Source organism: Micromonospora sp. NPDC048871, from assembly GCF_043198155.1.
GTDB lineage: Bacteria > Actinomycetota > Actinomycetes > Mycobacteriales > Micromonosporaceae > Micromonospora.
The window spans coordinates 232,790-257,727 of sequence record NZ_JBICUM010000007.1; the positions used below are offsets into that span (position 1 = coordinate 232,790).

The 24,938-nt window shown below is 71.4% G+C and carries 24 protein-coding genes; 6 read left to right on the plus strand and 18 right to left on the minus strand.

Annotated features, from left to right (window positions below; translation table 11 throughout):
- Positions 1 to 4: 4 nt before the first annotated feature.
- Together ispD and ACGFIK_RS18325 are read right to left on the minus strand one after the other, a co-directional pair.
- Entirely contained in the window at positions 5 to 700 is a 696-nt protein-coding gene (gene ispD / locus ACGFIK_RS18320) for a 2-C-methyl-D-erythritol 4-phosphate cytidylyltransferase (protein WP_327023799.1), read from the minus strand.
- Positions 701 to 756: 56 nt separating this feature from the next.
- Positions 757 to 1,242, minus strand: a complete 486-nt coding sequence (locus ACGFIK_RS18325) for a CarD family transcriptional regulator (protein ID WP_007073334.1) — start codon at positions 1,240 to 1,242, stop codon at positions 757 to 759.
- A gap of 489 nt (positions 1,243 to 1,731) precedes the next feature.
- On the opposite strand from ACGFIK_RS18325, the gene ACGFIK_RS18330 reads away from it, so the two are divergent.
- Positions 1,732 to 2,406, plus strand: coding sequence for a hypothetical protein (locus ACGFIK_RS18330; protein WP_327023798.1), 675 nt, complete (start codon positions 1,732 to 1,734; stop codon positions 2,404 to 2,406).
- Between the two features lie 10 nt (positions 2,407 to 2,416).
- On the opposite strand, the gene ACGFIK_RS18335 is transcribed toward ACGFIK_RS18330, so the two are convergent.
- From ACGFIK_RS18335 to ACGFIK_RS18350, 4 genes are all read right to left on the minus strand, one after another.
- Positions 2,417 to 2,992 carry a hypothetical protein gene (locus tag ACGFIK_RS18335; protein ID WP_327023797.1) on the minus strand — a complete coding sequence of 192 codons (576 nt, stop codon included), beginning with the start codon at positions 2,990 to 2,992 and terminating at the stop codon, positions 2,417 to 2,419.
- A 26-nt stretch (positions 2,993 to 3,018) separates the two neighbouring features.
- Positions 3,019 to 4,068 (minus strand): type III polyketide synthase, encoded by a 1,050-nt coding sequence (locus tag ACGFIK_RS18340; RefSeq protein WP_327023795.1) that lies wholly within the window; start codon positions 4,066 to 4,068, stop codon positions 3,019 to 3,021.
- 37 nt (positions 4,069 to 4,105) lie between these two features.
- Complete coding sequence (locus ACGFIK_RS18345) at positions 4,106 to 5,269, minus strand: acyl-CoA dehydrogenase family protein (RefSeq protein ID WP_327023794.1); 1,164 nt, start codon at positions 5,267 to 5,269, stop codon at positions 4,106 to 4,108.
- Positions 5,270 to 5,359: 90 nt separating this feature from the next.
- Positions 5,360 to 6,097 (minus strand): methyltransferase domain-containing protein, encoded by a 738-nt coding sequence (locus ACGFIK_RS18350; RefSeq protein ID WP_327023793.1) that lies wholly within the window; start codon positions 6,095 to 6,097, stop codon positions 5,360 to 5,362.
- A 46-nt stretch (positions 6,098 to 6,143) separates the two neighbouring features.
- Here ACGFIK_RS18350 and ACGFIK_RS18355 point away from each other — a divergent pair, with 46 nt between their 5' ends.
- From ACGFIK_RS18355 to disA, 4 genes are all read left to right on the plus strand, one after another.
- Positions 6,144 to 6,983 carry a UbiA family prenyltransferase gene (locus tag ACGFIK_RS18355; RefSeq protein ID WP_393340328.1) on the plus strand — a complete coding sequence of 280 codons (840 nt, stop codon included), beginning with the start codon at positions 6,144 to 6,146 and terminating at the stop codon, positions 6,981 to 6,983.
- A gap of 140 nt (positions 6,984 to 7,123) precedes the next feature.
- Positions 7,124 to 7,834 carry a hypothetical protein gene (locus tag ACGFIK_RS18360; protein ID WP_327023791.1) on the plus strand — a complete coding sequence of 237 codons (711 nt, stop codon included), beginning with the start codon at positions 7,124 to 7,126 and terminating at the stop codon, positions 7,832 to 7,834.
- Between the two features lie 105 nt (positions 7,835 to 7,939).
- Positions 7,940 to 9,391 (plus strand): DNA repair protein RadA, encoded by a 1,452-nt coding sequence (radA, locus tag ACGFIK_RS18365; RefSeq protein WP_327023790.1) that lies wholly within the window; start codon positions 7,940 to 7,942, stop codon positions 9,389 to 9,391.
- Between the two features lie 108 nt (positions 9,392 to 9,499).
- Positions 9,500 to 10,678, plus strand: coding sequence for a DNA integrity scanning diadenylate cyclase DisA (gene disA, locus ACGFIK_RS18370; protein WP_327023789.1), 1,179 nt, complete (start codon positions 9,500 to 9,502; stop codon positions 10,676 to 10,678).
- 8 nt (positions 10,679 to 10,686) lie between these two features.
- Here the strand turns inward: disA and ACGFIK_RS18375 are convergent, their stop codons facing one another.
- The 3 genes from ACGFIK_RS18375 to ACGFIK_RS18385 all read right to left on the minus strand — a co-directional run bounded on the left by ACGFIK_RS18375 (position 10,687) and on the right by ACGFIK_RS18385 (position 12,634).
- Entirely contained in the window at positions 10,687 to 11,406 is a 720-nt protein-coding gene (locus tag ACGFIK_RS18375; protein ID WP_327023788.1) for a hypothetical protein, read from the minus strand.
- Between the two features lie 125 nt (positions 11,407 to 11,531).
- Positions 11,532 to 12,125, minus strand: a complete 594-nt coding sequence (locus ACGFIK_RS18380; RefSeq protein ID WP_327023787.1) for a peptide deformylase — start codon at positions 12,123 to 12,125, stop codon at positions 11,532 to 11,534.
- On the minus strand, positions 12,122 to 12,634 hold the full coding sequence (locus ACGFIK_RS18385) for an ACT domain-containing protein (protein WP_327023786.1): 513 nt from the start codon (positions 12,632 to 12,634) through the stop codon (positions 12,122 to 12,124). Before ACGFIK_RS18385 ends, ACGFIK_RS18380 begins: the two co-directional genes overlap by 4 nt.
- A 97-nt stretch (positions 12,635 to 12,731) precedes the next feature.
- Here ACGFIK_RS18385 and ACGFIK_RS18390 point away from each other — a divergent pair, with 97 nt between their 5' ends.
- Positions 12,732 to 13,634: an A/G-specific adenine glycosylase gene (locus ACGFIK_RS18390; RefSeq protein ID WP_327023785.1), complete on the plus strand. Its 903-nt coding sequence runs from the start codon at positions 12,732 to 12,734 to the stop codon at positions 13,632 to 13,634.
- 64 nt (positions 13,635 to 13,698) lie between these two features.
- Here ACGFIK_RS18390 and ACGFIK_RS18395 read toward each other — a convergent pair whose 3' ends face one another.
- The 9 genes from ACGFIK_RS18395 to panD all read right to left on the minus strand — a co-directional run bounded on the left by ACGFIK_RS18395 (position 13,699) and on the right by panD (position 24,920).
- Positions 13,699 to 14,343 (minus strand): C39 family peptidase, encoded by a 645-nt coding sequence (locus tag ACGFIK_RS18395; RefSeq protein WP_327023784.1) that lies wholly within the window; start codon positions 14,341 to 14,343, stop codon positions 13,699 to 13,701.
- A 368-nt stretch (positions 14,344 to 14,711) separates the two neighbouring features.
- Entirely contained in the window at positions 14,712 to 17,252 is a 2,541-nt protein-coding gene (locus ACGFIK_RS18400) for an ATP-dependent Clp protease ATP-binding subunit (protein WP_327027387.1), read from the minus strand.
- Between the two features lie 497 nt (positions 17,253 to 17,749).
- Positions 17,750 to 18,100, minus strand: a complete 351-nt coding sequence (locus ACGFIK_RS18405; protein WP_327023783.1) for an Lsr2 family protein — start codon at positions 18,098 to 18,100, stop codon at positions 17,750 to 17,752.
- 114 nt (positions 18,101 to 18,214) lie between these two features.
- Complete coding sequence (gene lysS, locus ACGFIK_RS18410) at positions 18,215 to 19,723, minus strand: lysine--tRNA ligase (RefSeq protein ID WP_327023782.1); 1,509 nt, start codon at positions 19,721 to 19,723, stop codon at positions 18,215 to 18,217.
- Between the two features lie 253 nt (positions 19,724 to 19,976).
- Positions 19,977 to 20,735 (minus strand): type III pantothenate kinase, encoded by a 759-nt coding sequence (locus ACGFIK_RS18415; protein ID WP_327023781.1) that lies wholly within the window; start codon positions 20,733 to 20,735, stop codon positions 19,977 to 19,979.
- Between the two features lie 33 nt (positions 20,736 to 20,768).
- The gene (gene nadC / locus ACGFIK_RS18420; RefSeq protein ID WP_393340333.1) at positions 20,769 to 21,695 is read right to left on the minus strand and encodes a carboxylating nicotinate-nucleotide diphosphorylase; all 927 of its coding nucleotides are present in this window, start codon (positions 21,693 to 21,695) and stop codon (positions 20,769 to 20,771) included.
- Positions 21,692 to 23,386: an L-aspartate oxidase gene (locus ACGFIK_RS18425; protein WP_327023780.1), complete on the minus strand. Its 1,695-nt coding sequence runs from the start codon at positions 23,384 to 23,386 to the stop codon at positions 21,692 to 21,694. Before ACGFIK_RS18425 ends, nadC begins: the two co-directional genes overlap by 4 nt.
- Positions 23,387 to 23,447: 61 nt before the next feature.
- Positions 23,448 to 24,344, minus strand: a complete 897-nt coding sequence (locus ACGFIK_RS18430; RefSeq protein ID WP_327023779.1) for a septum formation family protein — start codon at positions 24,342 to 24,344, stop codon at positions 23,448 to 23,450.
- Between the two features lie 138 nt (positions 24,345 to 24,482).
- Complete coding sequence (gene panD, locus ACGFIK_RS18435; protein ID WP_327023778.1) at positions 24,483 to 24,920, minus strand: aspartate 1-decarboxylase; 438 nt, start codon at positions 24,918 to 24,920, stop codon at positions 24,483 to 24,485.
- Positions 24,921 to 24,938: the final 18 nt, after the last annotated feature.

The window sequence follows — 24,938 nt, forward strand, 5'->3', positions numbered from 1 at the left end:
CGCGTCAGAGCCCGGTAGCCAGCAGGTGCTCGGCCAGGGCCAGGTCGAAGGGTCGAGTGATCTTCAGAGCGAGGTCCGACCCGGGAACGCAGAACACCGGCACCCCCTGCTTCTCCACCAGCCCGGCGTCATCCGTCAACGCGTCACCGGCGGCGGCGTGGGCGGCGGTCAGCACGGAGCGGCGGAAGCCCTGGGGGGTCTGCACCGCCCGCAGGGCCCGACGGTCGACCGTGCCGAGTACCAGTTCCCCCGGGTCGACCTCCTTGATCGTGTCGACCACCGGCAGGACCGGGATCACCGCCTCGTGCCCCGAGCGCACCGCAGCGGCCACCGACTCCACCAGGGCGGGCGGGATCAGCGCCCGGGCCGCGTCGTGCACCAGGATGATGTCCGGTCCGGCCGGTACGGCGGCCAGGGCGGCGGCCACGGACTCCTGCCGTTCGGCCCCGCCGGGCACCACCGTCACCGGGGCGATCGGGGCCAGCAGGTCACCCACGGCCGCGACCTCCGCGATCGGGGCGGCCACCACGATGGTGTGCACCGAGGAAGCGGCTGCCAGTCGGCGGACCGCGTGCACCAGCAGCGGCTCCCCGGCCAGCAGCCGCAGTGCCTTGGGTCGGCCCGGGCCGAGGCGTACCCCGGCACCGGCCGCAGGCACGAGGACCGCGACGTCACCGCGCGGATTCAGCTGCGCGGTCACGTCGCGGTCCTCGATGGTTTCTTCGCTACGAAGTGGGTACGACGATGCTGTGCGGACTAGGCCTCGGTCAGCACCTTGTCGAGCAGCGTCTCCGCCTCGTCCTTGGTGCTCTTCTCGGCCAACGCCACCTCGCCGACGAGAATGTCGCGGGCCTTGGCGAGCATGCGCTTCTCACCTGCGGAAAGGCCCCGCTCCCGCTCCCGGCGCCACAGGTCGCGGACGACCTCGGCCACCTTCAGCGGGTTGCCGGAGGCCAGCTTCTCCAGATTCGCCTTGTAACGTCGCGACCAGTTGGTCGGCTCCTCGGTGTGCGGAGCCCGGAGAACGTCGAAGACCTTGCCAAGACCCTCTTCGCCGACCACCTCGCGCACACCCACGATCTCGGCGTTCTCGGCAGGCACCCGGACCGTCAGGTCACCCTGCGCGACCCTCAGGACGAGGTACTGCTTGGGCTCGCCCTTGATGACCCGAGTCTCGATTGCCTCGATGAGTGCGGCCCCGTGGTGGGGGTAAACAACGGTCTCGCCGACACTGAAAACCATAGGTTCGAAACCCCTTTCGCTGTGTCTAGGGTAACACGCTCAGGCACCGATGTCTCACCGCTGTCCTGACCGTTGGCGCAGCTCAGGGGCCGTGTGAGAGGTATTTCTTCGGCTTGACAGATGACCGAGTCGATGATTCAAACACGCTCTGTAATCTGGAGATGACCCCCCGACATGGACGACGAAAACGCCGTGATCACCAGCGCAGCCGTCAATGATCGACCAAGTAATGATCAATTTTCGGTGGACCAATACCCCCATGCCACGATTAGGCCCACGTCAAAGATCAAGTAACTCGGTGATCAAGATCCCGAGCCACGAGATCCCTGACCGAGGTCTCGGAGATCGAGTGCCAGGAGATCAAGGGCTACGCATCCACCCCATGATATCTCGCCGTACCCGAGTGTGGGCAGCGGTAGCGAGACCGGGCCCAGTGCGGGACGCTGGAGAGGCCACTGTCCGCGCACCCGTGAGCACCAGGGGGTCGTCATGGGCAAGCCTGACGCCGATGGTCCCGGGCTGCCCGACCTCCCGCCGGAGTGGGGCCGGGTGGTCGTACCGGATGATGCCTCCGCCTTGGCCGAGGAGGCCGAACAGCTCCGCCGCGAGCTGCGGATGGCCAACCGCCCCCGCCGGTGGCCACCCTCCGCCCTACCGGTGGTGCTGCTGCTGGTGGCGGTGATCGCCGCGGTCGCCGGGCTGGTGACCGTCACCTGGCCGCGGGCCGGGCGGGGCACTCCCGAGCCGGCCGCGGCCGGGCCGGACCCCGCGCCCGCGCAGTTCATCGGCCGGGCCCTGCCCGCCTTGGATCTCGTCGACGCCGGGCAGTCGCCGGTGCCGCTGCGCGGGCTGTTGCCGGCGCTGGTGCTGCTGGTGGACGGGTGTGCCTGCCCGCACCGGGTCATCGAGGCGGTCGCGGCGGCCCCGGTCGGGGTCACCGTGGTCACGGTCGGCGCGCAGAGCCCACCAGCGGCACCGGCCGGCACCCAGGTACGCGCTCTCGGTGACCCGGCCGGCGGATTGCGGGCCTTCCTGCACCTGCCGGCCCGCCCTGACACGGTGACCGCCCTGCTGGCCGACCGCACCGGCCGGATCGCCCTGGTGGTCAGCGAGGTCGGCTCGGTCACCGACTACCAGCATGAACTGGCCACCCTGGCGGGCTGAGCCGTACCCCTCAGGAGGGGTCGATCAGGCGGGCCAACAGCATCAGCGAGGCCGCACCGGCGGTGGAGAAGGAGACCGTCACCGGGGCGCCGGTGCCGGTCATCTCCGTGGTGATCACCGTGCCGTCGCAGCCCACCGTCAGGGGGTCGGCCGCCCGGGCGCCGATGACGGTGACCAGCAGTTCACCCGGACCGGTGCAGCTGAAGATCAGCAGATTTCGCTCGCCGCGGGTCAGCCGGGCCTCCCGGACCAGGGCGCTGCCCGCGCTGAGCGACGCGCGATCGGTCCACACCACCGCCCCACGGCCCCCCTCCCGGGCCATCCCACGATCCCCCGAGCTCTCGGTGGCGTACCCCACCACCCGCCCGGTACGCGGGTCCACCATCACCCTGCTGCCGGCCGGTGCCATGTCGTAGCGCGCGGAGGCGGCCGACTCCTGCCAGTCAGCGGCCAGCGGGGGAGCCGTCGAGGCCTCGGACCCCGCCGGGGCTTCCCCCCGCCACCACCAGCCGCCGGCAACCAGCGCGATGACCCCCACCCCGGTGAGCAGGGCCCCCCGCAGGCGATAGAGGGAATCGACGTCCACCCCTGAAGGGTAGCCCTCGGAGCGCCTCAGGCGTGCTGCTCCAACAGCGCCGCGTAAAGGGTCAATCCGGGTCCGAAGGCCAGCATCACCACCCGACGCGGCGACGGGGCGGACCGCAACAGCCGGTCGAGAATCAGCAGCACCGTGGGGGACGAGCAGTTGCCGTTCTCCGCCAGGGTCTGCCGGGAAGCGGCCAAGGCGGTCGGGGCCAGGGCCAGCTCCCGCTCCACCACGGTCAGGATCCGGGGCCCACCCGGATGCACCGCCCAGCCGTCCACCTCGGACAGGGTGGAGCCGTGCCCGGCCAACAGCTCATCCACCAAGCCCCGGACATGGGTCGACAGCACCTGCGGCACCTTGGGGGACAGCCCCATCCGGAACCCGGTGTCGGTCACGTCCCAGGTCATGTGGTCGGCGGTGGAGGAGTCGGTGACCGAGGTGACCGCGCGCACGGCGTACCCCCGGCCCCCGGGCACCAGCACCGCGGCGACGGCCGCGTCCGAGAAGAGGGCGTGCGAGACGATCTGCTGGGTGTCCACCCGGGCCGACGACGGTTGCAGGTGCAGGCTGGTCAGTTCGGTGCAGAGCAGCAGCGCCGGCCGCCCCCGGGCGGTCACGAAGTCACTCGCCGCTCCCAGCCCGGGCAGCGCCGCGTAGCAGCCCATATGGCCGACGAACATCCGCTGGGTCGACGGGGCCATGCCCAGATCCCGGGCCAGCAGGATGTCCAACCCCGGGGTGGCGTACCCGGTGCAGGAACAGACGACGAACAGCCCGATGTCACCGGCGGCCAGCCCCGCCGAGGTCAGCGCCCTACCCACCGCCTCCTTGCCCAGCGGCAACGCCTCCACCTGGTAGCGGCGCATCCGCCGCTCGGTCGGCCAGTCGGAGACATCCTCGATCAGGGGGTTGACGGCGGCTTGGCGCCGCTCCACCCCGGAGTTCGCGAAGATCCGCTGGGCCAGGGCACGGGTGGTGCCGGAGTAGTGCCGGGAGAAGAACCGCTCCCACAACTCGTCCTGGTGGGCCGAGGGCGGCGAAGCCGTGCCCAGGCCCGCGATCACCGGTACCGACACGGCTGCTCCCTCCCCCTGCTCCGGACGACTTCCACCCTCACCAACGAGGGGCCGATCCCGCACGGTCCGGGTCACCGCCGAGAGCGGCGACCCCCAGCCAGTCCGCGCAGACGTCCGAGGTGGCCGGATGCAGCGATCCGCACCGGGCATCCCGGTAGAGCCGCTCCAGAGGATGGCCACGTCGGGTGGCGGAGGTACCGGCCGCCTCCAGCATGGCGGCGGCCACCTCGGCGGCGGTCGTACCGGCCAGCAGCTTGGCCCGCCACACCCACCGGTTGGTCTCGGCGTCACCGGGCGCCTCGTCGACCCGCCGGGCCGCCTCGGCCACCGTCAACTGGGCTGCCGCCACGGCGGCGTCCGCCCGGCCCAGGCGGGCGCGTACCGCCGGCAGGCCGGCCAGGTCCCGGGCGTTCAGGTGTTCGGCCGCCGCCTCCACCGCGGCCCGGGCCACCCCTGCATAGACGGCGGCGTAGCTGGCCACCAGCCAGTGCGGCATGAGCTGGGCCACCACCAGGGCCAGCCCCTCCACCCCGCCGAGCAGCCGGTCGGTCGGGACGGTCACGTCCAGGTGCAGGTCGTGTGAGGCGGTGGCCCGCATGCCCAGGGAGTCCCAGGTCGGCTCGACGGTGATGCCCTCGCCCGCCGGGACCAGGAACTGGGAGACCAGTGAGGGGTCGGTGGCGCTGCGGGCGGCCACCAGGTAGCCGTCGGCGTGCCCGGCGCCGGAGCAGAAGGTCTTGCTGCCCTTGATCCGCCAGCCGCCCTCGACCGCCTCGTACACCGTGCTGAGCTGCGACAGCCGGGCCCCGGCCCCGCGTTCGCTCATCGCCACGGCGTACCAGGCCCCCTCGGCCGCCGCCCGCAGCAGCCGGTTCCGGGCGGCAAGTGCCTCCTGCGGTACGCCGAGAGCCTCGGCCAGTTCCTCGGTCACCGCCCCCAGGGCCCCGGTGACGGAGGCGTGCATGTTGAACACCAGGGCGGTGGCCCCGTTGCCCCGGGCCAGCTCGGTGGCGACGGCCGCGTACTGGGCGAAGGTGGCACCGGAGCCCCCCAGAGCCTCGGGCACCATCAGCCCGAACAGTCCGGCCGAACGCAGATCGGCGAAGTCCTCGGCCGGGAAGGAGCCCTCCCGGTCGTGTCCGGCGGCCCTGGCCGCCAACCGGGGTGCCAACCTCCGGGCCTCGGCCACCCCGTCACCCATGCCGGCGCTCCACACCGGGTCGACGATCCATCCGCTGACGCACCTTCATGGCACCCTCCTCGACCATCGTCATACCCCCGTGGAGTTCCGCTACCCGTCGCGTACCCCGCGTCCCTGGTAGAGCACGGCCGTCGAGCCGGTCGGCACGATGCGCGGGGCCTGCCCGGGTGCGGTGGCCCGGCCGCGCGCCCGGCGGACCAGCCAGCGCAGCAGGCCGGGCACCCCCGGCCGGACACCGTGGACCCGCAGGTCCACTCCGTGCCGGGCACACTCGGCCACCAGTTCACGATCGTCCACGAACAACCGTGGGTCGTGGATGCCACGCGGCACGGTGGGCAGCCGCTCGGCGATCCGGACGGCGACCAGCCGGCTCAGGGGGGTGTCGTTGAGGGTGTCCACCACCAGCAGGCCGCCGGGGCGCAGCAGCCGGCAGGCCTGGGCTACCGTCACCCGCCAGTCCGGGACATGTTCCAGCAGCTCACCGGCGGTGACCACATCGGCGCAGCCGTCGGCCAGGGGCACCGCCATGGCGTCACCGTTGACCACGGTCACGCCGTGGTCGGCCGCCTGGCTCAGGGCCGAACGGGTCAGGTCCACCCCGATGTGCCGGTAGCCCTTGCCGACCAGATGCGGAGCCATCAGGCCGGCGCCGCAACCCAGGTCGACCAGGATGGCTCCGGGACGGGTGGCCGGTGGCACCAGCATCGCCCGGGCCTCGGCCAGCCAGTGCAGCATGGCGAAGACGCCGTCCGGCCGCCACCACTCGTCGGCCAGCTCGTCGTACTGACGTGGATCGTTGCGGGGCAGGCTCAAGCCGGCATCACGCATGTCACCGAGCGTGGCACGACTCGCGGGTAACGACCAGACTTCCGTTATGTCGTCGACGGTGTTAGGGCTGGTCAGGGCGAGCCATCCGGAACCTACGGCGGCAGTCACCACAGTGGCCGCCCTGCTCGCCGCCGGCACCGGTCATCCACCCGGGGGCATCGCCACGGTGGCGCTGACCGTGGCGGCCAGTCAGTTCGCGGTCGGCTGGACCAACGACCTGGTCGACGCCGACCGGGACGCCCTGGTCGGGCGGACCGACAAACCCGTGGCGACCGGGCTGGTCAGCCGCCGCCTGGTGGGGGTGGCCGCGGCGGTGGCCGCCGTCACCACGGTGGCCCTGGCCCTGACCACCACACCGGTGGCCGCCGGATGGGCGACCGTCGGGCTGGTCTCGGCCCTGCTCTACGACTGGCCGCTGAAGTTCACCGCCATCTCGGTGCTGCCGTACGCGATCTCCTTCGGTAGCCTGCCCGCCTTCGTGGTGCTGGCCCGACCCGAGGCACCGGCCCCGCCGGTCTGGTTGGTCGCCGCCGCCGCCCTGCTGGGGGCGGGGGCACACTTCGCCAACGTGCTGCCGGACTTCGCGGACGACGCCCGCACCGGGGTACGCGGGCTGCCGCACCGGCTGGGTCCGGCGGGCAGCCGGTGGGCCGCCGTCGGCCTGCTGACGGCGGCCACCGGCACCCTGGTGTTCGGGCCCCCCGGGCCCCCCTCGGGAGTGGGCCTGGCGGCGATCGTCGCCGCCGTGATGATCACCATTTCCGCCGGGTACGCCGGCCGCGCCGCCCAACGCGCCGGCACCCGTCCGGTGGCCGCTTTCCGGGCGATGATGCTGGTGGCCCTGCTCGACGTCGTACTGCTGGTCACCAGCGGTCGGCTGGTCTGAAACCTCACCCGGGCAGGTGGCTGCCCCGGGTCGGCGTGCGTGCCACGATCAGCTCCAACTACCCTGGAGCGCGGTCTGCGCGGGCATGGCCAGCGGGTCCGGCGGCGTAGCCGGGTGTGATCGTGACGAGGAGGACCGACGTGACGCGCTCGATCAGGGGTTCCCGGCGAGCTGCCGTACTGCTGCCCGGGATCGCGGCGGCAGCGGCGCTGCTGCTGTCCGGGTGCGGCGCCGGCCAGATCTCCGAGACGGCCAACAAGGTGCCGTCGGTGCAGGGCATCAACCTCAAGAGCACCGAGGGCAAGTACGGCGTGCTGGGCGTACTGGTCGACTACCCCGGTGTCGAGGGCTACCGCCCCGGCGACAACGCGGTGCTGAACGCGGTCTTCTACAACGACACCCACGAGCCGATCACCGTGACGGTGACCTCGCCGGACGCCCGCGAGGTGGTGCTCACCACGGTCCGCGCGGCGACCAGCCCGACCCCGACCGGCAGCCCCTCGCCGACCGGCTCCCCCTCCCCGTCGAGCTCCCCGTCCCCGGACGACTCCGCCTCCCCGGACGACTCGCCGTCGCCGGAGCCGACCTCGTCGCCGACCAACCAGCCGGCCCGCATCGAGATCCCGCCGCTGAGCTACGTGCAGCTGAACACCGAGGGTGACCGGGTGCTCCAGCTGATCGGGCTGAACGTGGCCGCGCTCGCCGGTCAGAACATCACCCTCAACTTCGACTTCGGTGGTGGCGACCAGATCACCAGCCCGGCACCGGTGGCCGTGCCGCTCACCCCGCCGCCGCCGCCCTCGCCGATCATCGAGCGGCACACCGAGTACGAGGGTGAAGGCGGCCACTAGAAAGCCCCGGGGCGGTAGCCAATCCGCCCGATCGTGCGGCGCCGTCGGCGTGGTGACCCCATGCCGGCGGCGCCGTCGTCATACCCGGGGGTTAGCGTCGCTGGGGTGAGCATCTCCCGATCGACTCCGGCCCGAGGCGGCACCGGTGGGCGCGGCAAGGCCTCCGCCCGTGAGCCCCGACCCGCGTACGAGTGCGACGCCTGTGGCCACCAGCCACCGAAGTGGGTGGGGCGCTGCCCGGAATGCGGCGAATGGGGTTCGGTGGTCGAGTGCACCGTCACCGGTCCCACGGTCTCCGGGCGGGTGGTCAGCTCCCGGATGCCCGCCGAGCCGGCCCGACCGATCGCCACCATCAGCGCGGCACCGGCCCGGGCCCGACCCACCGGGGTCAGCGAGCTGGACCGGGTGCTCGGTGGCGGGCTGGTGCCGGGGGCGGTGGTGCTGCTCGCCGGTGAGCCCGGGGTCGGCAAGTCCACCCTGCTGCTCGACGTGGCCCAGCAGTGGGCGGCCGGTGCGGGCAGCCCCTCGCTGGTGGTCAGCGGCGAGGAGTCCGTCAGTCAGGTGCGGCTGCGCGCCGAGCGGATGGGCACCCTGCACGAGCAGCTCTACCTGGCCGCCGAGAGTGACCTGGCCGCGGTGCTGGGTCACCTCGACGCGGTCAAGCCCGGCCTGCTGGTGCTCGACTCCGTGCAGACCATCTCCACCACCGGCACCGAGGGGGTGCCCGGCGGGGTGACCCAGGTCCGGGCGGTCACCGCCGCGCTGGTCTCGGTCGCCAAGGAGCGCGGCATCGCCACCGTGCTGGTCGGCCACGTCACCAAGGACGGCCAGGTGGCCGGCCCTCGGGTGCTGGAGCATCTGGTCGACGTGGTGCTGCACTTCGAGGGCGACAAGCACTCCTCGCTGCGGATGGTGCGCGGGGTGAAGAACCGCTTCGGTGCCGCCGACGAGGTCGGGTGCTTCGAGATGCACGAGGGTGGCATCAGCAGCCTCGCCGACCCCTCCGGGCTGTTCCTCACCCGCTACGCCGAGCCGGTGCCGGGCACCTGCGTGACCGTGGCGATGGAGGGACGGCGGGCCCTGGTCACCGAGGTGCAGGCGCTGATCGGGGCCACCGTTGCCGGCTCCCCCCGGCGTACGGTCTCCGGACTGGACTCGGCCCGTCTGGCGATGGTGCTGGCGGTGCTCCAGCGCCGCACCGAGCGGCTGACCCTGCACGACCGGGAGGTCTTCGCGGCCACCGTCGGAGGCATCCGGGTGGTGGAACCGGCCGCGGACCTGGCGGTCGCGTTGGCGGTCGCCTCCGGGGGCCTGAACCTGGCGATCGCACCCCACCTGGTGGCGATCGGCGAGGTCGGCCTGACCGGGGAGGTACGCCGGGTCGGTGCGGTGCCCCGCCGGCTGACCGAGGCGGCCCGGCTCGGCTTCCGGCTGGCCCTGGTGCCCCCCGGATGCGGGCCGAGCAGCACCGGCGCCGGGCCGGAACAGATGCGGGTGATCGAGGTCGACAACGTCCGTTCAGCCCTTCAGGCTGCGGCTCGGGCCTCGGCGGAATGAATGCCACGTTCCCGGGCGATCCGCCCGGCAGGGACCGGACAGGCGGATCATGACACATCACAGTAACCACAGGAGCACCCACCGCAGGGCAGTCCGTAGACTGTGCCCGTGCCAGTCGACCGCGAAACCACCAAGCCTGCCGGCGCGACTCCCCACGCCCGCACCGGCGCCGTGGGCTCGCCCGCCCGTCCGATCAGCATCAGCGTGACCGGGGGCGGCAGCGCCGGCGATCCGCTGCGCGCCAACCTGGCCCTGATGGCGCCCGGCACCGCGCTGCGCGACGGCTTGGAACGCATCCTGCGCGGCCGGACGGGCGCGCTGATCGTGCTCGGCTACGACAAGGTGGTCGAGGGCCTGTGCACCGGCGGCTTCCCCCTCGACGTGGAGTTCTCTGCTACCCGGGTCCGCGAACTGTGCAAGATGGACGGCGCGGTCGTGCTGTCCAGTGACGGCACCCGGATCGTCCGCGCGGCGGTGCACCTGATGCCGGACCCGGCCATTCCCACCGAGGAGTCGGGCACCCGACACCGCACGGCGGAACGGGTCGCCCGGCAGACCGGCTACCCGGTGATCTCGGTCAGCCAGTCGATGCGGATCATCAGCCTCTACGTCAACGGGCAACGGCACGTGTTGGACGACTCGGCGGCGATCCTGTCCCGGGCCAACCAGGCCCTGGCCACCCTGGAGCGGTACAAGCTCCGGCTGGACGAGGTCTCCGGCACCCTCTCCGCCCTGGAGATCGAGGATCTGGTCACCGTACGTGACGCCGTGGCGGTGGTGCAGCGGCTGGAGATGGTCCGCCGCATCGCCGACGAGATCGCCGGGTACGTGGTGGAACTGGGCACGGACGGTCGACTGCTGGCCCTGCAACTGGACGAGTTGATGGCCGGGGTGGACGCGGACCGCACCCTGGTCATCCGGGACTACCTGCCCACCGGCCGCAAGTCCCGCACCCTGGACGAGGCCCTGGTCGAGCTGGACCTGCTCAGTGCCACCGAGCTGATCGACCTGGTCTCGGTGGCCAAGGCCATCGGCTACCCGGCTGCCTCCGACGCGCTGGACGCGGCCGTCAGCCCGCGCGGATTCCGCCTGCTGGCCAAGGTGCCCCGACTGCCGGTGACCGTGGTGGACCGGCTGGTGGTGCACTTCGGCAGCCTTCAGCGGCTGCTCGGGGCCACCGTGGAGGACCTGCAGGCCGTCGAGGGGGTCGGCGACGCCCGGGCCCGAGGCGTACGCGAGGGACTGTCCCGGCTGGCCGAGGCGTCCATCCTGGAGCGGTACGTCTGAGGGTCAGGTCAGTCGGTGAGCACGAGCTTGGCCGGCTGACTCAGCTTGGTGCCCACCCGGGCGAACACCTGGTAGGTGCCGGCCGGCGGGGTGTCGCCGCTGGCCAGCCCGTTGGCGCACCGGCTGCTGTCCTTGCCGTTCCAACCGACCTGGTAGGCGCGCTCGAAGCCCGGGGTGAAGGACTGCACGTCCGACCCGGCGGCGGTGCCGCAGGTGTCCGACGACCACACCACGTCGGCACCGGACTTGATGTAGATCTCCTGGGCGGTCGCCCCGACATCCCGGTTGCAGGTCCGGTCGGCCCGGTTACGGACCTTCAGGTGCAGGTCCACCGCAGCACCCCGGACCACCCGGTTCGGCACGGCCTGGGCGGTCACCGCCAGCTCCGTGTCCGTGCAGGTGCCCTCGTCGGCCACCGGGGCGACGGCCGGCGGATCGTTGGTCAGGCTCGTGTCGGGCGAGGGAGTGCCGGAAGGGCTGGCCGGGCCGGCACCGGCGTCACCCGAGGGCGGGGGTGACCCGGTCTGCGGGGTCAACACCGAACCGGTGGGCTCCGGGGTGCCGGAGACGCCCGGATCGGGCTGCCCCTGCCCGGTGGCATCTTTGCCGCCACGCGGACCGTTGCACGAGTAGAGCAGGACAATCAGGAAGAGCAGGACCGCGCCGAGCACGACGGCGCGACGCCGCCAGTACACGGCGGGAGGCAGGGGGCCGACCGTCAGACGCATGATGCCCCCACCGTAGCGGCGCCATGCGCGACGGACGGTGACGACGCGCCGAGGCGTACCGGAGCCACCGGAACCCACCCTCCAATGTCGACAGTCCCGTCACTCTGAGTGCTGTCAGGGGCGGCTCAGAGGTAAACCTTGCGCTGGTAGATCGCGTGGGCCCCGGCCACCCGGTCCAGGAAGAGCAGACCGGAGCAGTGGTCGATCTCGTGTTGCAGGGCACGCGCCTCGAAACCGTCCGTCACCAGGCGTATCTGCTTGCCGCTGCCGGGCAGCGCCCCTTCGACCACGAGCCGGCTGGCGCGCTTGACGTCCCCGGTGAGGTCCGGGACGGACATGCACCCCTCCCGGCCCGCCTTCCACCGGGTCGCCTCGACCACCCGCGCGTTGCAGAGCACGAAGGTGCCGTGCACGGTGACCGCCTTGGGGTGTCCGGTGACATCCACCGCGAACACCTGCGCACCCACCCCCACCTGCGGGGCGGCCAGGCCGACACAGCCGGGTGACACCCGCATGGTGGCGATCAGGTCGGCCGCCAGCCGTACGGTCTCCTCGGCGGTCGGGTCGACCTGGTCACCGGCCCGGCTCAGCGCCGGGTGCGGCGCGGAGACCACCGGCAGCACCTGGCCCGCACCGACCAGTTCCGGGGTCCAGTCGCCGAGGCCGGTCGAGGTATCCGTCTGCGGGTCCGACTCCGGCCCGCCCGTCTGCCCGGTCACAGCAGATCCGGGTCGGCGGGACGGAGAGTTACCTCCACACCCAGGTCGGCGGCCACCTGCGCCAACCGGCCGGTCAGGGCGTCGGAGGCGCCGGCCGGCAGGTCGACCTCGGCGACGACCACGTAGAGGGTTCCCGCCAGCCGGGTACTCAGGTCGGTGACGTTACCGCCGGCCTCGGTGACCGCCCGGGTCATCGCGGCCACGATGCCCATCCGGTCCGCACCGTGCACCGACAGCACGTACCGCTCACCGGCCGAGGCGGCCTCCCCGTCCGGCCGCACCTCGCGTACGGTCGCCAGCAGCTGGCCGTCGGCGGTCAGTGGGCCCAGGGCGTCCTCGACCGCCGCGGAGGTCGGACCGACGCAGATGAGGGTCATCGCGAAGTGTCCGCGTAGCCGGGTCATCGTGCTGTCGGTCAGGTTGGCCCCGAGCCGAGCGAGCACCTCGGCGACGTCGGCCACGATGCCCGGCCGGTCCCGGCCGATGACGGTGATCGCGAGCTCGTTCATCCGGGCATTCTCCCCGATCGTCGATCGCCACTGGCCACGGCCCGCCCGGAGGCGTCCGAACGGCGGAACCTGGGCGCGTGACATCATCAGCGGCGCGATGACGGAATCGACATTCGCCGGCCAGGTGAGCCGGTGGTACGAGCGCAACGCCCGGGACCTGCCCTGGCGGGAACCCGAGGTCACCCCCTGGGCGATCCTGGTCAGCGAGGTGATGCTCCAGCAGACCCCGGTGGTCCGGGTGCTGCCCGCCTGGCAGGCCTGGCTGGAGCGCTGGCCCACCCCGGCCGCCCTGGCCCAGGACAGCCCGGCCGAGGCCATCCGCATGTGGGGACGGCTCGGCTATCCGCGCCGCGCCGTACGGCTGCGCGACTGCGCGGTGGCGATCGTGGAACGGCACGGCGGGCAGGTGCCGGACCGCCTGGACCAGTTGCTGGCCCTACCCGGCGTCGGTACGTACACGGCCAGGGCGGTGGCGGCCTTCGCGTTCGGCCAGCGGCACCCGGTGGTCGACACCAACGTACGCCGGGTGGTGTGCCGGGCCATCGCCGGTGAGCCGGACGCCGGCCCCGCCACCCGGCCCGCCGACCTGGTCGCGACCGAGGAACTGCTGCCGGCCGATCCGGCCGCCGCGGCACTGGCCAGCGCCGCGATCATGGAACTGGGGGCGCTGATCTGCACCGCCCGGTCGCCGCGCTGCACGGCCTGCCCGGTGGAGGCCACCTGTGCCTGGCGGGCCTCGGGGCAGGTCGCTCCGGCCGGGCCGACCCGACGCCCCCAGCGGTACGCGGGCACCGACCGCCAGGTACGCGGGCTGCTGCTCGGGGTGCTCCGGGAGGCGACCGGTCCGGTGCCGCACCAGCGACTGGACCAGGTCTGGGCGGACGAGGTGCAACGGGCCCGGGCCCTCGCCGGCCTGATCACCGACGGTCTGGTCGAGCCGGTCGGCGAGGCCTCCTTCCGCCTGATCGGCGACGGCCCACCAGCCCCCGTGCCGAGCTGAACCCCTCTGACGCGACAGGGCCGGCCTCCCAATGGAGGCCGGCCCGGTGCTGCTTGCTGGTGGATCAGGCGGAGTAGCCGCGGGTGGCCACCCAGTCGGCCAGCGCCTCGGTGTCGATCCAGTACTCGGCCTGCACGGGGTCGGCGGAGTCAGCGATCTTCGCCTGGGCGCCGCCGTCCCGGTAGCCGGTCACCGAGATGTAGTGGCCGCCCTCGAAGGAGTGGGTCTGACCGCTGAGGTCGACCGCGGTGCCGGCCACGTTGGCCACCACGCCGCGGCCCTCGTCGACCGCGCGGACGATGTCGGCCCGCAGCCGGTCGGTCTCAGCCCGGTCGGCGGAACGACCCGGGACCTCCACCGTGCGGTAGACCTCCTTGCCGACCCGCTTGTTGAGCGCCTTGGTGATGTCGTACGCGGAGTCGGTGCCCCGCTCGGTAGTGCCCATCTCCCGGGCCAGGTCGTCCTGGGAAACGTCCTTGTCCAGCGTCGTCAGGGCGTTGCGCACCGCGGCCGGGCCGCAGTAGTAGTAGTTCGACTGGGCCTGATAGCGCACCTTGAGCTGCCGCTCGCCCTTGGCCTGATCGTGGTCGGCGACCAGTGGGCTGGAGGTCTGGGGGGCGGCTAGGGCTGCGGTCGGACCGGCGACCATGCCACCGGCGAAGACGGCACCGGCGACGGTCAGGGCGGCCTTCTGCATCAGAGTCGTCATGGGTCAGCGCCTTCCATCTCGGGGGATCGACACGACACCCGGCAAGGGGAGGGTGCGAACCGCGTCGGGGGGAAGTAGCAGCCCACCTCGGCCTTCTTCGGCAAGGCGAGCGCTGGCGAGCAGCAGCATGTTCGTGGAGTGCCGCTCCGGTTACCCCTCGTACAACCGCTCCTGGCGCTCGGTCATGCCCTCACACAGCGTGACGGCAGCCACCCGGCGGTCGATCCGGGCTGCCAGCCTCCATCACATCGCCCATAGATGCACAAACCACCTGATAATCCCGGCGGCAGCGGCCCGACCCGGGGTACGCAAAGCGGCGGCCCGGTGGCATCTGCCACCGGGCCGCCGCTGATGTGAGCTGGTAGAACTCAGGCCGCCGACTCGTCCGCACCGGTGGTAGCGGTGCCACCGAGATCAGCCGGGACGGCGTCCGGCACGTCGACCGGGCGATCGGAGCCCTTGAAGACGAGCTTGGACTTGTCGATGTCGTTCGGGTCCCCCTCGCAGTCCACCACGACGATCTGACCCGGGATCAGCTCGTTGAACAGGATCCGCTCGGAGAGGTTGTCCTCGATGTCGCGCTGGATCGTGCGGCGCAGCGGCCGGGCGCCCAGCACCGGGTCGAAGCCCTTGGCAGCCAGGTACTTCTTGGCGTTGTCAGTCAGCTCAAGGCCCATGTCCTTGTTCCGCAGCTGGGTCTCGATCCGGGCGATCATGATGTCGACGATCGACAGGATCTCCGTCTGACGCAGCTGGTGGAAGACGATGGTGTCGTCGATCCGGTTCAGGAACTCGGGCCGGAAGTGCTGCTTGAGCTCGTCGTTGACCTTCTGCTTCATCCGGTCGTAGTTCGACTCGGAGTCCTCCGAGGCCTGGAAGCCCAGCGAGACCGCCTTGGCCACGTCCCGGGTGCCCAGGTTGGTGGTCAGGATGATGACCGTGTTCTTGAAGTCCACGATCCGGCCCTGACCATCGGTGAGCCGACCGTCCTCCAGGATCTGGAGCAGGGTGTTGAACACGTCCGGGTGGGCCTTCTCGATCTCGTCGAACAGCACCACCGAGAACGGCCGACGCCGCACCTTCTCGGTCAGCTGCCCACCCTCGTCGTAGCCGACGTACCCGGGAGGGGCACCGACGAGCCGGGAGACCGTGTACCGGTCGTGGAACTCCGACATGTCCAGCTGGATGAGGGCGTCCTCGCTGCCGAACAGGAACTCGGCCAGGGCCTTGGACAGCTCGGTCTTACCCACACCGGACGGACCGGCGAAGATGAACGAGCCCGAGGGGCGCTTGGGGTCCTTCAGGCCGGCCCGGGTACGCCGGATGGCCTTCGAGACCGCCTTGACCGCGTCCTCCTGGCCGATGACGCGCTTGTGCAGCTCGTCCTCCATGCGCAGCAGGCGCGAGGTCTCCTCCTCGGTCAGCTTGTAGACCGGGATGCCCGTCCAGTTGCCCAGCACCTCGGCGATCTGCTCGTCGTCGACCTCGCTGACGACGTCCAGGTCACCGGCCTTCCACTCCTTCTCCCGCTGCGCCTTCTGGCCCAGCAGCTGCTTCTCCTTGTCGCGCAGCTGGGCGGCGCGCTCGAAGTCCTGCGCGTCGATCGCGGACTCCTTGTCGCGGCGCACCTGGGCGATGCGCTCGTCGAAGTCACGCAGGTCCGGCGGCGCGGTCATCCGGCGGATCCGCATCCGGGCGCCGGCCTCGTCGATGAGGTCGATCGCCTTGTCCGGCAGGAACCGGTCGGAGATGTATCTATCGGCCAGAGTTGCGGCAGCCACGAGCGCAGCGTCGGTGATCGAGACGCGGTGGTGCGCCTCGTAGCGGTCGCGCAGGCCCTTGAGGATCTCGATGGTGTGCGCCAGCGAGGGCTCACCCACCTGGATCGGCTGGAACCGGCGCTCCAGGGCCGCGTCCTTCTCCAGGTGCTTGCGGTACTCGTCGAGGGTGGTCGCGCCGATGGTCTGCAGCTCACCCCGGGCCAGCATCGGCTTCAGGATGCTCGCCGCGTCGATCGCGCCCTCGGCGGCACCCGCACCCACCAGGGTGTGGATCTCGTCGATGAACAGGATGATGTCACCGCGGGTGCGGATCTCCTTGAGCACCTTCTTCAGGCGCTCCTCGAAGTCACCGCGGTAGCGGGAGCCGGCCACCAGGGCACCCAGGTCGAGGGTGTAGAGCTGCTTGTCCTTGAGGGTCTCGGGCACCTCGCCCTTGATGATCTTCTGGGACAGCCCCTCGACCACGGCGGTCTTACCGACGCCGGGCTCACCGATCAGGACCGGGTTGTTCTTGGTACGGCGGGAGAGCACCTGCATGACCCGCTCGATTTCCTTCTCGCGCCCGATCACCGGGTCGAGCTTGCCCTCCCGGGCCGCCTGGGTCAGGTTCCGGCCGAACTGGTCCAGCACCAGGCTGGTCGACGGCGCGGCCTCACCCGGGGCGGTGCCCGCCGCAGCCGGCTCCTTGCCCTGGTAGCCGGAGAGCAGCTGGATCACCTGCTGGCGGACCCGGTTGAGGTCGGCGCCGAGCTTGACCAGCACCTGGGCGGCGACGCCCTCGCCCTCACGGATCAGGCCGAGCAGGATGTGCTCCGTGCCGATGTAGTTGTGGCCGAGCTGCAGCGCCTCGCGCAGGGACAGCTCCAGCACCTTCTTGGCCCGCGGCGTGAACGGGATGTGCCCGCTCGGCGCCTGCTGGCCCTGGCCGATGATCTCCTCCACCTGCTGGCGGACGCCCTCCAGGGAGATCCCGAGGCTCTCCAGGGCCTTGGCCGCGACGCCCTCACCCTCGTGGATCAGGCCCAACAGGATGTGTTCCGTACCGATGTAGTTGTGGTTGAGCATCCGGGCCTCTTCTTGGGCCAGGACGACAACCCGTCGCGCTCGGTCGGTGAACCGCTCGAACATGCCCTCGTGCTCCTCACGTGCCGTGCGCACTCGATCTTGGTGGTCAAGACTCTCGGCGGGGCCGGTGCGCGAGCGCCCGGGACGGACGTCCGCGCCTCATTACTCTATCGCCGCGAACGGGTTCGGCTGACCTCGTGTGTCTGCGCGGTGGGCCCGGTACGCGTCGTTTTGCACAACCCTCCGCGCTCAACGGGTGTTCCGGGCGGGGGGTCTGTACGCGCAGAGCGAAATTCGACCGGCGGCCACAAGCCGTCCGGAGCGCGCACGGAGGGGCTCCGGAGACCGAACGGCAGCCCGTCCGACACCATCCAGGGGTGACGCCATCCACAGGCTGTGGACAAGACATCCACCGGTTGTGGACAACGTCCGACCCCTCGGGTTTAGTCCCGAACCCGCCGAGGGGCCGGCCCGCGCCGGGCGACCGGGCCGAGAGACGGCGACGCCGGCCCAGAGATTCCTCCGGGCCGGCGTCGACCGATGACCTTCGCAGGTTCGTCTCAGTGCCCCGCCTTGGCGTGGTACTCGTCGACGATTTCCTGGGGGATCCGACCCCGGTCGGAGATGTCCTTGCCGGCTTTACGCGCCCAGGCCCGGATGGCCTTGTTCTGCTCACGGTCGGCTGTCGCACCACCCCGACCGCGGGCGGCACGCCCACCCACGACCACACCGCCACGACCCACCTTGGTGCCGTTGGCGATGTACTGCGCGAATGCGTCACGCAATTTCTCGGCGTTGGAACTCGAGAGGTCGATCTCATACTGCACGCCGTCGAGCGCGAACTTGACGGTCTCGTCCGCGTCCCCGCCGTCCAGGTCATCGACCAGCTTGTGAATGATCTGCTTGGCCACGTCCCACATTCCTTTCGAGCAGGGCTGGTACTGCCATCTGCAGGGCAACAATAACCTGCCAGATGCTTGCCCCGTCAATAGGATCCGGTAACGACCCGAGAAGCTTCCCAGCGACTACTCGGGGCGAACCAACGGGAACAGGATGGTTTCCCGAATTCCCAGCCCGGTCAGCGCCATCAGGAGTCGATCGATTCCCATTCCCATGCCACCGGCCGGCGGCATTCCGTACTCCATCGCCCGGAGAAAGTCCTCGTCGAGTCGCATCGCCTCGTCGTCGCCGCGCGCGGCCAGTTGCGCCTGGGCGATCAGCCGTTCCCGCTGCACCACCGGGTCGACCAACTCCGAGTACGCGGTGGCCAACTCGAAGCCGAACACGTACAGGTCCCACTTCTCCGCCAAACCCGGCTCACTGCGATGGCCCCGGGTCAGCGGGCTGGTCTCCTCCGGATAGTCGCGTACGAAAGTAGGCGCCTGAAGCCCCGGTACGACCAACTCCTCGAACAACTCCTCGGCCAACTTGCCCGGCCCCCACTTGGGGTCGACGCTGACCCCCACCTTGTCGGCGTACTCGACCAGACGGGCGCGCTCGGTGCGGACGGTGACCTCTTCGCCGAGGGCCTCGGAAAGCACACCGAAGAGGCTCACCGAACGCCACTCACCGCCCAGGTCGTACTCCCGACCGTCGGCGTGCGTCACCACGGTCGATCCGGTCGCCGCGATCGCCGCCTGCTGGACGAGATTGCGGGTCAACTCGGCCATCGTGTTGTAGTCGCCGTACGCCTCGTACGCCTCCAGCATCGCGAACTCCGGTGAGTGCGAAGAGTCGATGCCCTCATTACGGAAGTTACGGTTGATCTCGAACACCCGCTCGACACCACCCACCACGGCGCGCTTGAGAAACAGTTCCGGCGCGATTCGTAGATACAGGTCGGTGTCGAGGGCATTGCTGTGGGTCACGAAAGGCCGGGCGGTCGCGCCACCGTGCAGCAACTGGAGCATCGGGGTCTCGACCTCGATGAATCCCTTACCGTGCAGCGAATCGCGCAGACTGCGCACCGCAGTCGCCCGGGTACGCACCATCTGGCGGGCCTGCGGCCGGACGATCAGGTCGACGTACCGCTGCCGTACCCGGGCCTCCTCGCTGAGGGGCTTGTGCGCCACCGGCAGCGGGCGCAGCGCCTTGGCGGTGACCGCCCACTGCTCGGCGAGCACGGACAACTCCCCCCGCCGACTGGTGATCACCTCGCCGGTGATGCCGACCAGGTCCCCGAGGTCGATCAGGCGCTTCCAGTCCTCCAGCCGCTCGGCGCCGACCCGGTCCAGGGAGAGCATGGCCTGCAACTCGGTGCCGTCCCCGTCCCGCAGGGTGGCGAAGCAGAGCTTGCCGGTGTTCCGTACGAAGATCACCCGGCCGGTGACCGAGACCTGGTCGCCGGTGGCGGTGTCCGTGGGCAGGTCGGCGTAGCGCTCCCGCACCTCGGCGAGGCTGCTGGTGCGCGAGAAGCTGACCGGGTACGGCTCGACGCCGTCGGCGAGCATCCGCTCCCGCTTCTCCCGGCGGACCTTCATCTGCTCGGGAAGGTCGTCGGCGGGGTCGACTGGCACGGGGCTCTGCTGGGTCACGGCACGCTTCCTCAGAAGGAGAATTCGGGCGGGGTCAAGCCCAGAGCGTACTCAAGCCCCCCACCCCCCATCACCGGATAGCCCACCCCCTAATGACCCACCCCACCAAGACGGTGCAGCCCGGACACCCCCTCAAGCCCGCAAGGAACGGCTGAGCCGGCGCACCGACGGGTTTCCGGGCAGCCCGACCGGCGCAGGGATCAAGCCTGACCGCCCGGAGCCGGTCGGGCTGCCCGGAAACCCCAAAGAGCAATCAGACGTTCCGCTCATAAACCATGCGCAACCCCATCAGAGTGATCATCGGCTCATGATGCGTGATCGTCCGGCACTCATTGAGCACCAGCGGCGCCAACCCACCCGTAGCGATCACCGCCTTCAACTCGCCCATCTCCTCGGCCATCCGCTCGACGATCCGATCCACCTGACCGGCGAACCCGAAGTAGAGCCCGGCCTGGAGACACTCCACGGTGTTCTTGCCGATCACCGAACGCGGCTTGGTCGCCTCGACCTTGCGGAGCTGGGCGGCGCGGGCCGCCAGGGCGTCGAAGGAGATCTCGATGCCGGGGGCGAAGGCCCCGCCGAGGAACTCGCCCCGACCGCTGATCACGTCGAAGTTGGTGGTGGTACCGAAGTCGACCACGATCGAGGGCCCCCCGTAGAGGCTGTACGCGGCCAGGGTGTTCACCACCCGGTCGGCGCCGACCTCCTTCGGATTGTCGATGGCCAGTTGCACGCCGGTGCGTACCCCCGGCTCCACGATCACGCTAGGCAGTGCCCCGTAGTAGCGGGTCAGCATGGTCCGCAGCGAGCGCAGGGCGGCCGGCACGGTCGAGCAGGCCGCCACCCCGGTGATCTCGACGGCGTCCCCGGCCAGCAGTCCCCGGAACATCAGCCCCAGCTCGTCGGCGGTCGAGCGGGCGTCGGTCTTGATCCGCCAGGAGTGCACCAGTTGGTCGCCGTCGAAGGTCGCCAGCACGGTGTTGGTGTTCCCGATGTCGATGCAGAGCAGCACGCCCCGCAGCCTAGACGGCCGCTCCTGCCGGGCTCACTCCGTACGCAGGTCCAGAGCGATGTCCAGGATCGGCGAGGAGTGGGTCAGGGCACCGACGGAGAGGTAGTCCACCCCGGTCGCCCCGACCTCGGCGGCGTCGGCGAGGGTCAGCCCGCCGGTGGCCTCCAGCTCGGCCCGGTCCCCGACGGCCGCCACCACCTCGGTGAGCAGAGCGGGGGGCATGTTGTCCAGCAGCAGGAAGGTGGCGCCGGCCTCGACCGCCTCCACCGCCTCGGCGAGGGTGTCCACCTCCACCTGCACCGGCACCTCAGGGAAGGCCGCACGGACCCGCCGGTAGGCCGCGGTGATCCCGCCCGCGGCGTACTTGTGGTTGTCCTTGATCATGGCGACGTCGTACAGGCCCATCCGCTTGTTGGTGCCACCGCCGGCGCGGACCGCGTACTTCTCCAGGGCCCGCAGGCCCGGGGTGGTCTTGCGGGTGTCCAGGACCATCGCCTTGCTGCCGGCCAGGGCATCCGCCCAGGCCCGGGTGTGGGTGGCCACCCCGGACATCCGGCTCAGCAGGTTGAGAGCGGTGCGTTCGCCGGTGAGCAGCACCCGGGTCGGGCCGGTCACCGTGGCCAGCACATCGCCGCGGGCCACCCGATCACCGTCGCGGGCCACCACGGACACCGCGACGGTACGACCGGAGCCGGTCAGTTCGTCGGCGAGTTCGAACACGGCGGCGGCCACGGCCAGCCCGGCCACCACCCCGTCGGCCCGTGCCACCACGTCGCCGGTGTCCATCTGGGTCGCCGGGATGGTCGCCACGCTGGTCACGTCGAGCAGATCCGGACCCAGATCCTCGACCAGCGCGGTCTCGATGATCCGGCGTACCTGCTCCGGCTCCAGTCCGGCCGCCCGCAGCAACCCTTTCGTCCGGACACTCAGGCCAGCCGCCGCGGCAGCGCCGTCACTCATCGGGTCTCCTCCCACCGCATGGTCAACTGGTTATCCGTACCGATCGCGCCGACCAGGTGGCCGTGCCACCGCTCGTCCGCCTCCGGGTGGTCCTCCCGCCAGTGGCAGCCCCGGGTCTCCTGCCGGGCGTACGCGGCAGCCATCAGGGCGCTCGCCACCGTCAGCAGGTTGGTCGCCTCCCAGTCGGCGGTCCGGGGGGTACCCCGACCGGCACTCAGCTCGACCAGTTCGGCCGCGGTGGCGGCCAGGGTCGCCGACGAGCGGAGCACTCCCGCCCCCCGGGTCATCGCCCGTTGCAGGGCGGGAGTGGTGGCGGCCGGCACCACCCAGCCCGCTCCCCCACGCCAGGCCCCGGTGTCCGCCGGGCGGGCCTGCTCGGGCAGACCGGCCGCGATGTGGTCGGCGATCCGCCGGGAGAAGACCAAACCCTCCAGCAGGGAGTTGCTGGCCAGCCGGTTGGCCCCGTGCACGCCGGTGCAGGCGACCTCGCCGCAGGCGTACAGGCCGGGGATGGAGGTACGGCCGTGCAGGTCGGTGCGGACCCCGCCGGAGGCGTAGTGGGCGGCCGGTGCCACCGGGATCAGGTCCTCGGCCGGGTCCACCCCGATGGCCCGGCAGGAGGCGACGATGGTGGGGAACCGGCGGGCCAGGAACTCGCCGCCGAGGTGGCGGGCGTCCAGGTAGACGTGGTCGTCACCGGTGGCCAGCAACACCCGGTGGATGCCCTTGGCCACCACGTCCCGAGGGGCCAGCTCCGCCAGTTCGTGCTGGCCGAGCATGAACCGCTTGCCGTCGGCGTCCACCAGATGCGCGCCCTCGCCGCGCAGCGCCTCGGAGACCAGGGGCTGCTGGGCGTGACCGGCGTCCGGGGTACGGGCCTGCTCCGGCACGATCAGGGCGGTCGGGTGGAACTGCACGAACTCCACATCGGTCACGGCCGCACCGGCCCGCATGGCCAGGGCCACCCCGTCGCCGGTGGAGACCGGGGGATTGGTGGTCGCCGCGAAGACCTGCCCCAGACCGCCGGTGGCCAGCACCACGGCCCGGCCAAGGATGGCACCCACACCGTCCTCACTGCCCTCTCCGAGCACGTGCAGGGTGATGCCGCACGCCCTGCCCAGCCCGTCCGGGCCGGCACCGGGGGCCCGGAGCAGGTCCAGCACCAGGGCGTGTTCGACCAGGCGGATCCACGGGTCCCGGCGGACCGCCTCGTGCAGGGCCCGTTGGACCTCCGCGCCGGTCGCGTCGCCACCGGCGTGCACGATCCGGTCGGCCCGGTGCCCGCCCTCCCGGGTCAGCGCCAACGAACCGTCCAGGTTGCGGTCGAAGGCGGCCCCGATCCGCATGAGTTCCCGCAGCCGGGTCGGCCCCTCCTCGACCAGCACCCGGACCGCAGCCGGATCACACAGCCCCACCCCGGCGATCTCGGTGTCGGCGGCGTGCATCGCCGGGGTGTCCGCCGGGTCGAGGACGGCCGCGATGCCCCCCTGGGCCCAGCGGGTCGAACCCTCGTCGATGTTGACCTTGGTGACCACGGTGACGTGCAGGCCGGCCTCCCGCAGGTGCAGGGCGGCGGTCAGCCCGGCCACCCCGGAGCCGACCACGATCACGTCGGTGGTCTCCACCCAACCCGGCGCCGGAGCGGACAGCAGGCGGGGCAGCGCCGGCAAGCCGACGGTCGGTAACTGCATCCCCCCAGTCAACCCGAAGGTCACTCGGCTCGGGCGGCGGGGGCGGGACGAGTGGTTCCCGCTACTTCGTCCTAACCGGGAGTCCGGCCGGGCCGGCCCCCTTGAGTGAACCGGTCACCTTCCGGTCGCCGAGCCAGAGGTAGCAACGCACTCCCCGGTCCCCCACCTGCCACCGCCCGGCGCCGGGCGGACGGACCACCAGGTCACTGCGGTAGATCAGGTCACCGTCGTCCGGCACCCCGGCGTAGCGGGCGAGCACCGTACGGCAGCCCGCGTAGAAGGGGGCCCACTGCGCGCTGTTCTTCGGGTACGGGCGATCAGGTGCCTGCCACACTCCGGCGAACTCGGCGTCGTGGCGCTCGGCGCAGTCCACCGGTACCAGGGAGCGCACCACCCGGGAGCGGTCCGTGCGGGCCTGCTGACACCCCAGCCACAGCGGGGAGGGGGGCCGCAGCGCGTTGCGCAGGGAGCCGCTGCGGGTCACCACCTTGGCACCCGCCTCGGCCGTGGTCACCTCCATCAGGTCGCAGCGGTACCACCGCGACCCCGCGGCCCAGCCCGCCCCGGTGGGGACCGCCACCGCCAGCCGCAGTCGACCGGCCCGCCAGTTGTCCCCCACGTAACCGTTGGCCCGTTTGTCGCAGTCCGCGAAGGCGGTACGCAGTTCGGGTGAGGCCACCGGGGGCGGTTCCTTGCGCTCGGCGGGGAAGGTGCCGACGTGCACGGTCTCCACCCGGTGCGGGGTGGCACAGTCCACCGGGGCGTACGCCGCCAATGACACCGCGTCGGCGAAGTCCGCCTCGTGGCAGACCTCGGCGACCGGGGTGAAGGCACCGGGCGCGGCCAAAGCCGCCCAGTCGTCGGTCAGGTCCCCGTCCAGCCCGTGCGGCGCACCGCAGCCCACCAGCAGCACCGCGACGGCCAGGGCCGCGGTCAGGGTTCTCGTCGCACGCTGCATGACGCCGCCTCCCCCAGCCAGCGGCCGTCTCCTGACGGCGGTCACAGCGTAACCAGAAATGACCTTCCGGTGACAGAGCGGATTCCGGGCGCAGGGTGGGGCGGGTGTTAACAGGGGGCCCTTCTACCTCGTGAGGCGTTAAGAAGGGGCCCTTCCTTTCACCGACTGGGGGTTGGGGATGGGGGTGCCGGCGGTGCCGGGGGCGGCGGTCGAGGGGTCGGCGTCCAGGTCCACGATCTTGTTGTCGGCGTCGACATGCACCACCCGGGGGCGGTAGGTGCGGGCCTCCGCGTCGTCCATCTGACCGTACGAGATCAGGATGACCAGGTCCCCCGGGTGCACCAGGTGGGCCGCGGCGCCGTTGATGCCGATCACCCCACTGCCCCGCCGCCCCGGGATCACGTAGGTCTCCAGCCGGGCGCCGTTGGTGATGTCCACGATCGCCACCTGCTCCCCGGGGAGCAGGTCGGCGGCGTCGAGCAGATCCTCGTCGACGGTCACCGACCCGACGTAGTGCAGATCCGCCTGGGTCACCGTGGCCCGGTGGATCTTGGATTTGAGCATGGTGCGGTACATCGGGACGCCTTTCGCGCA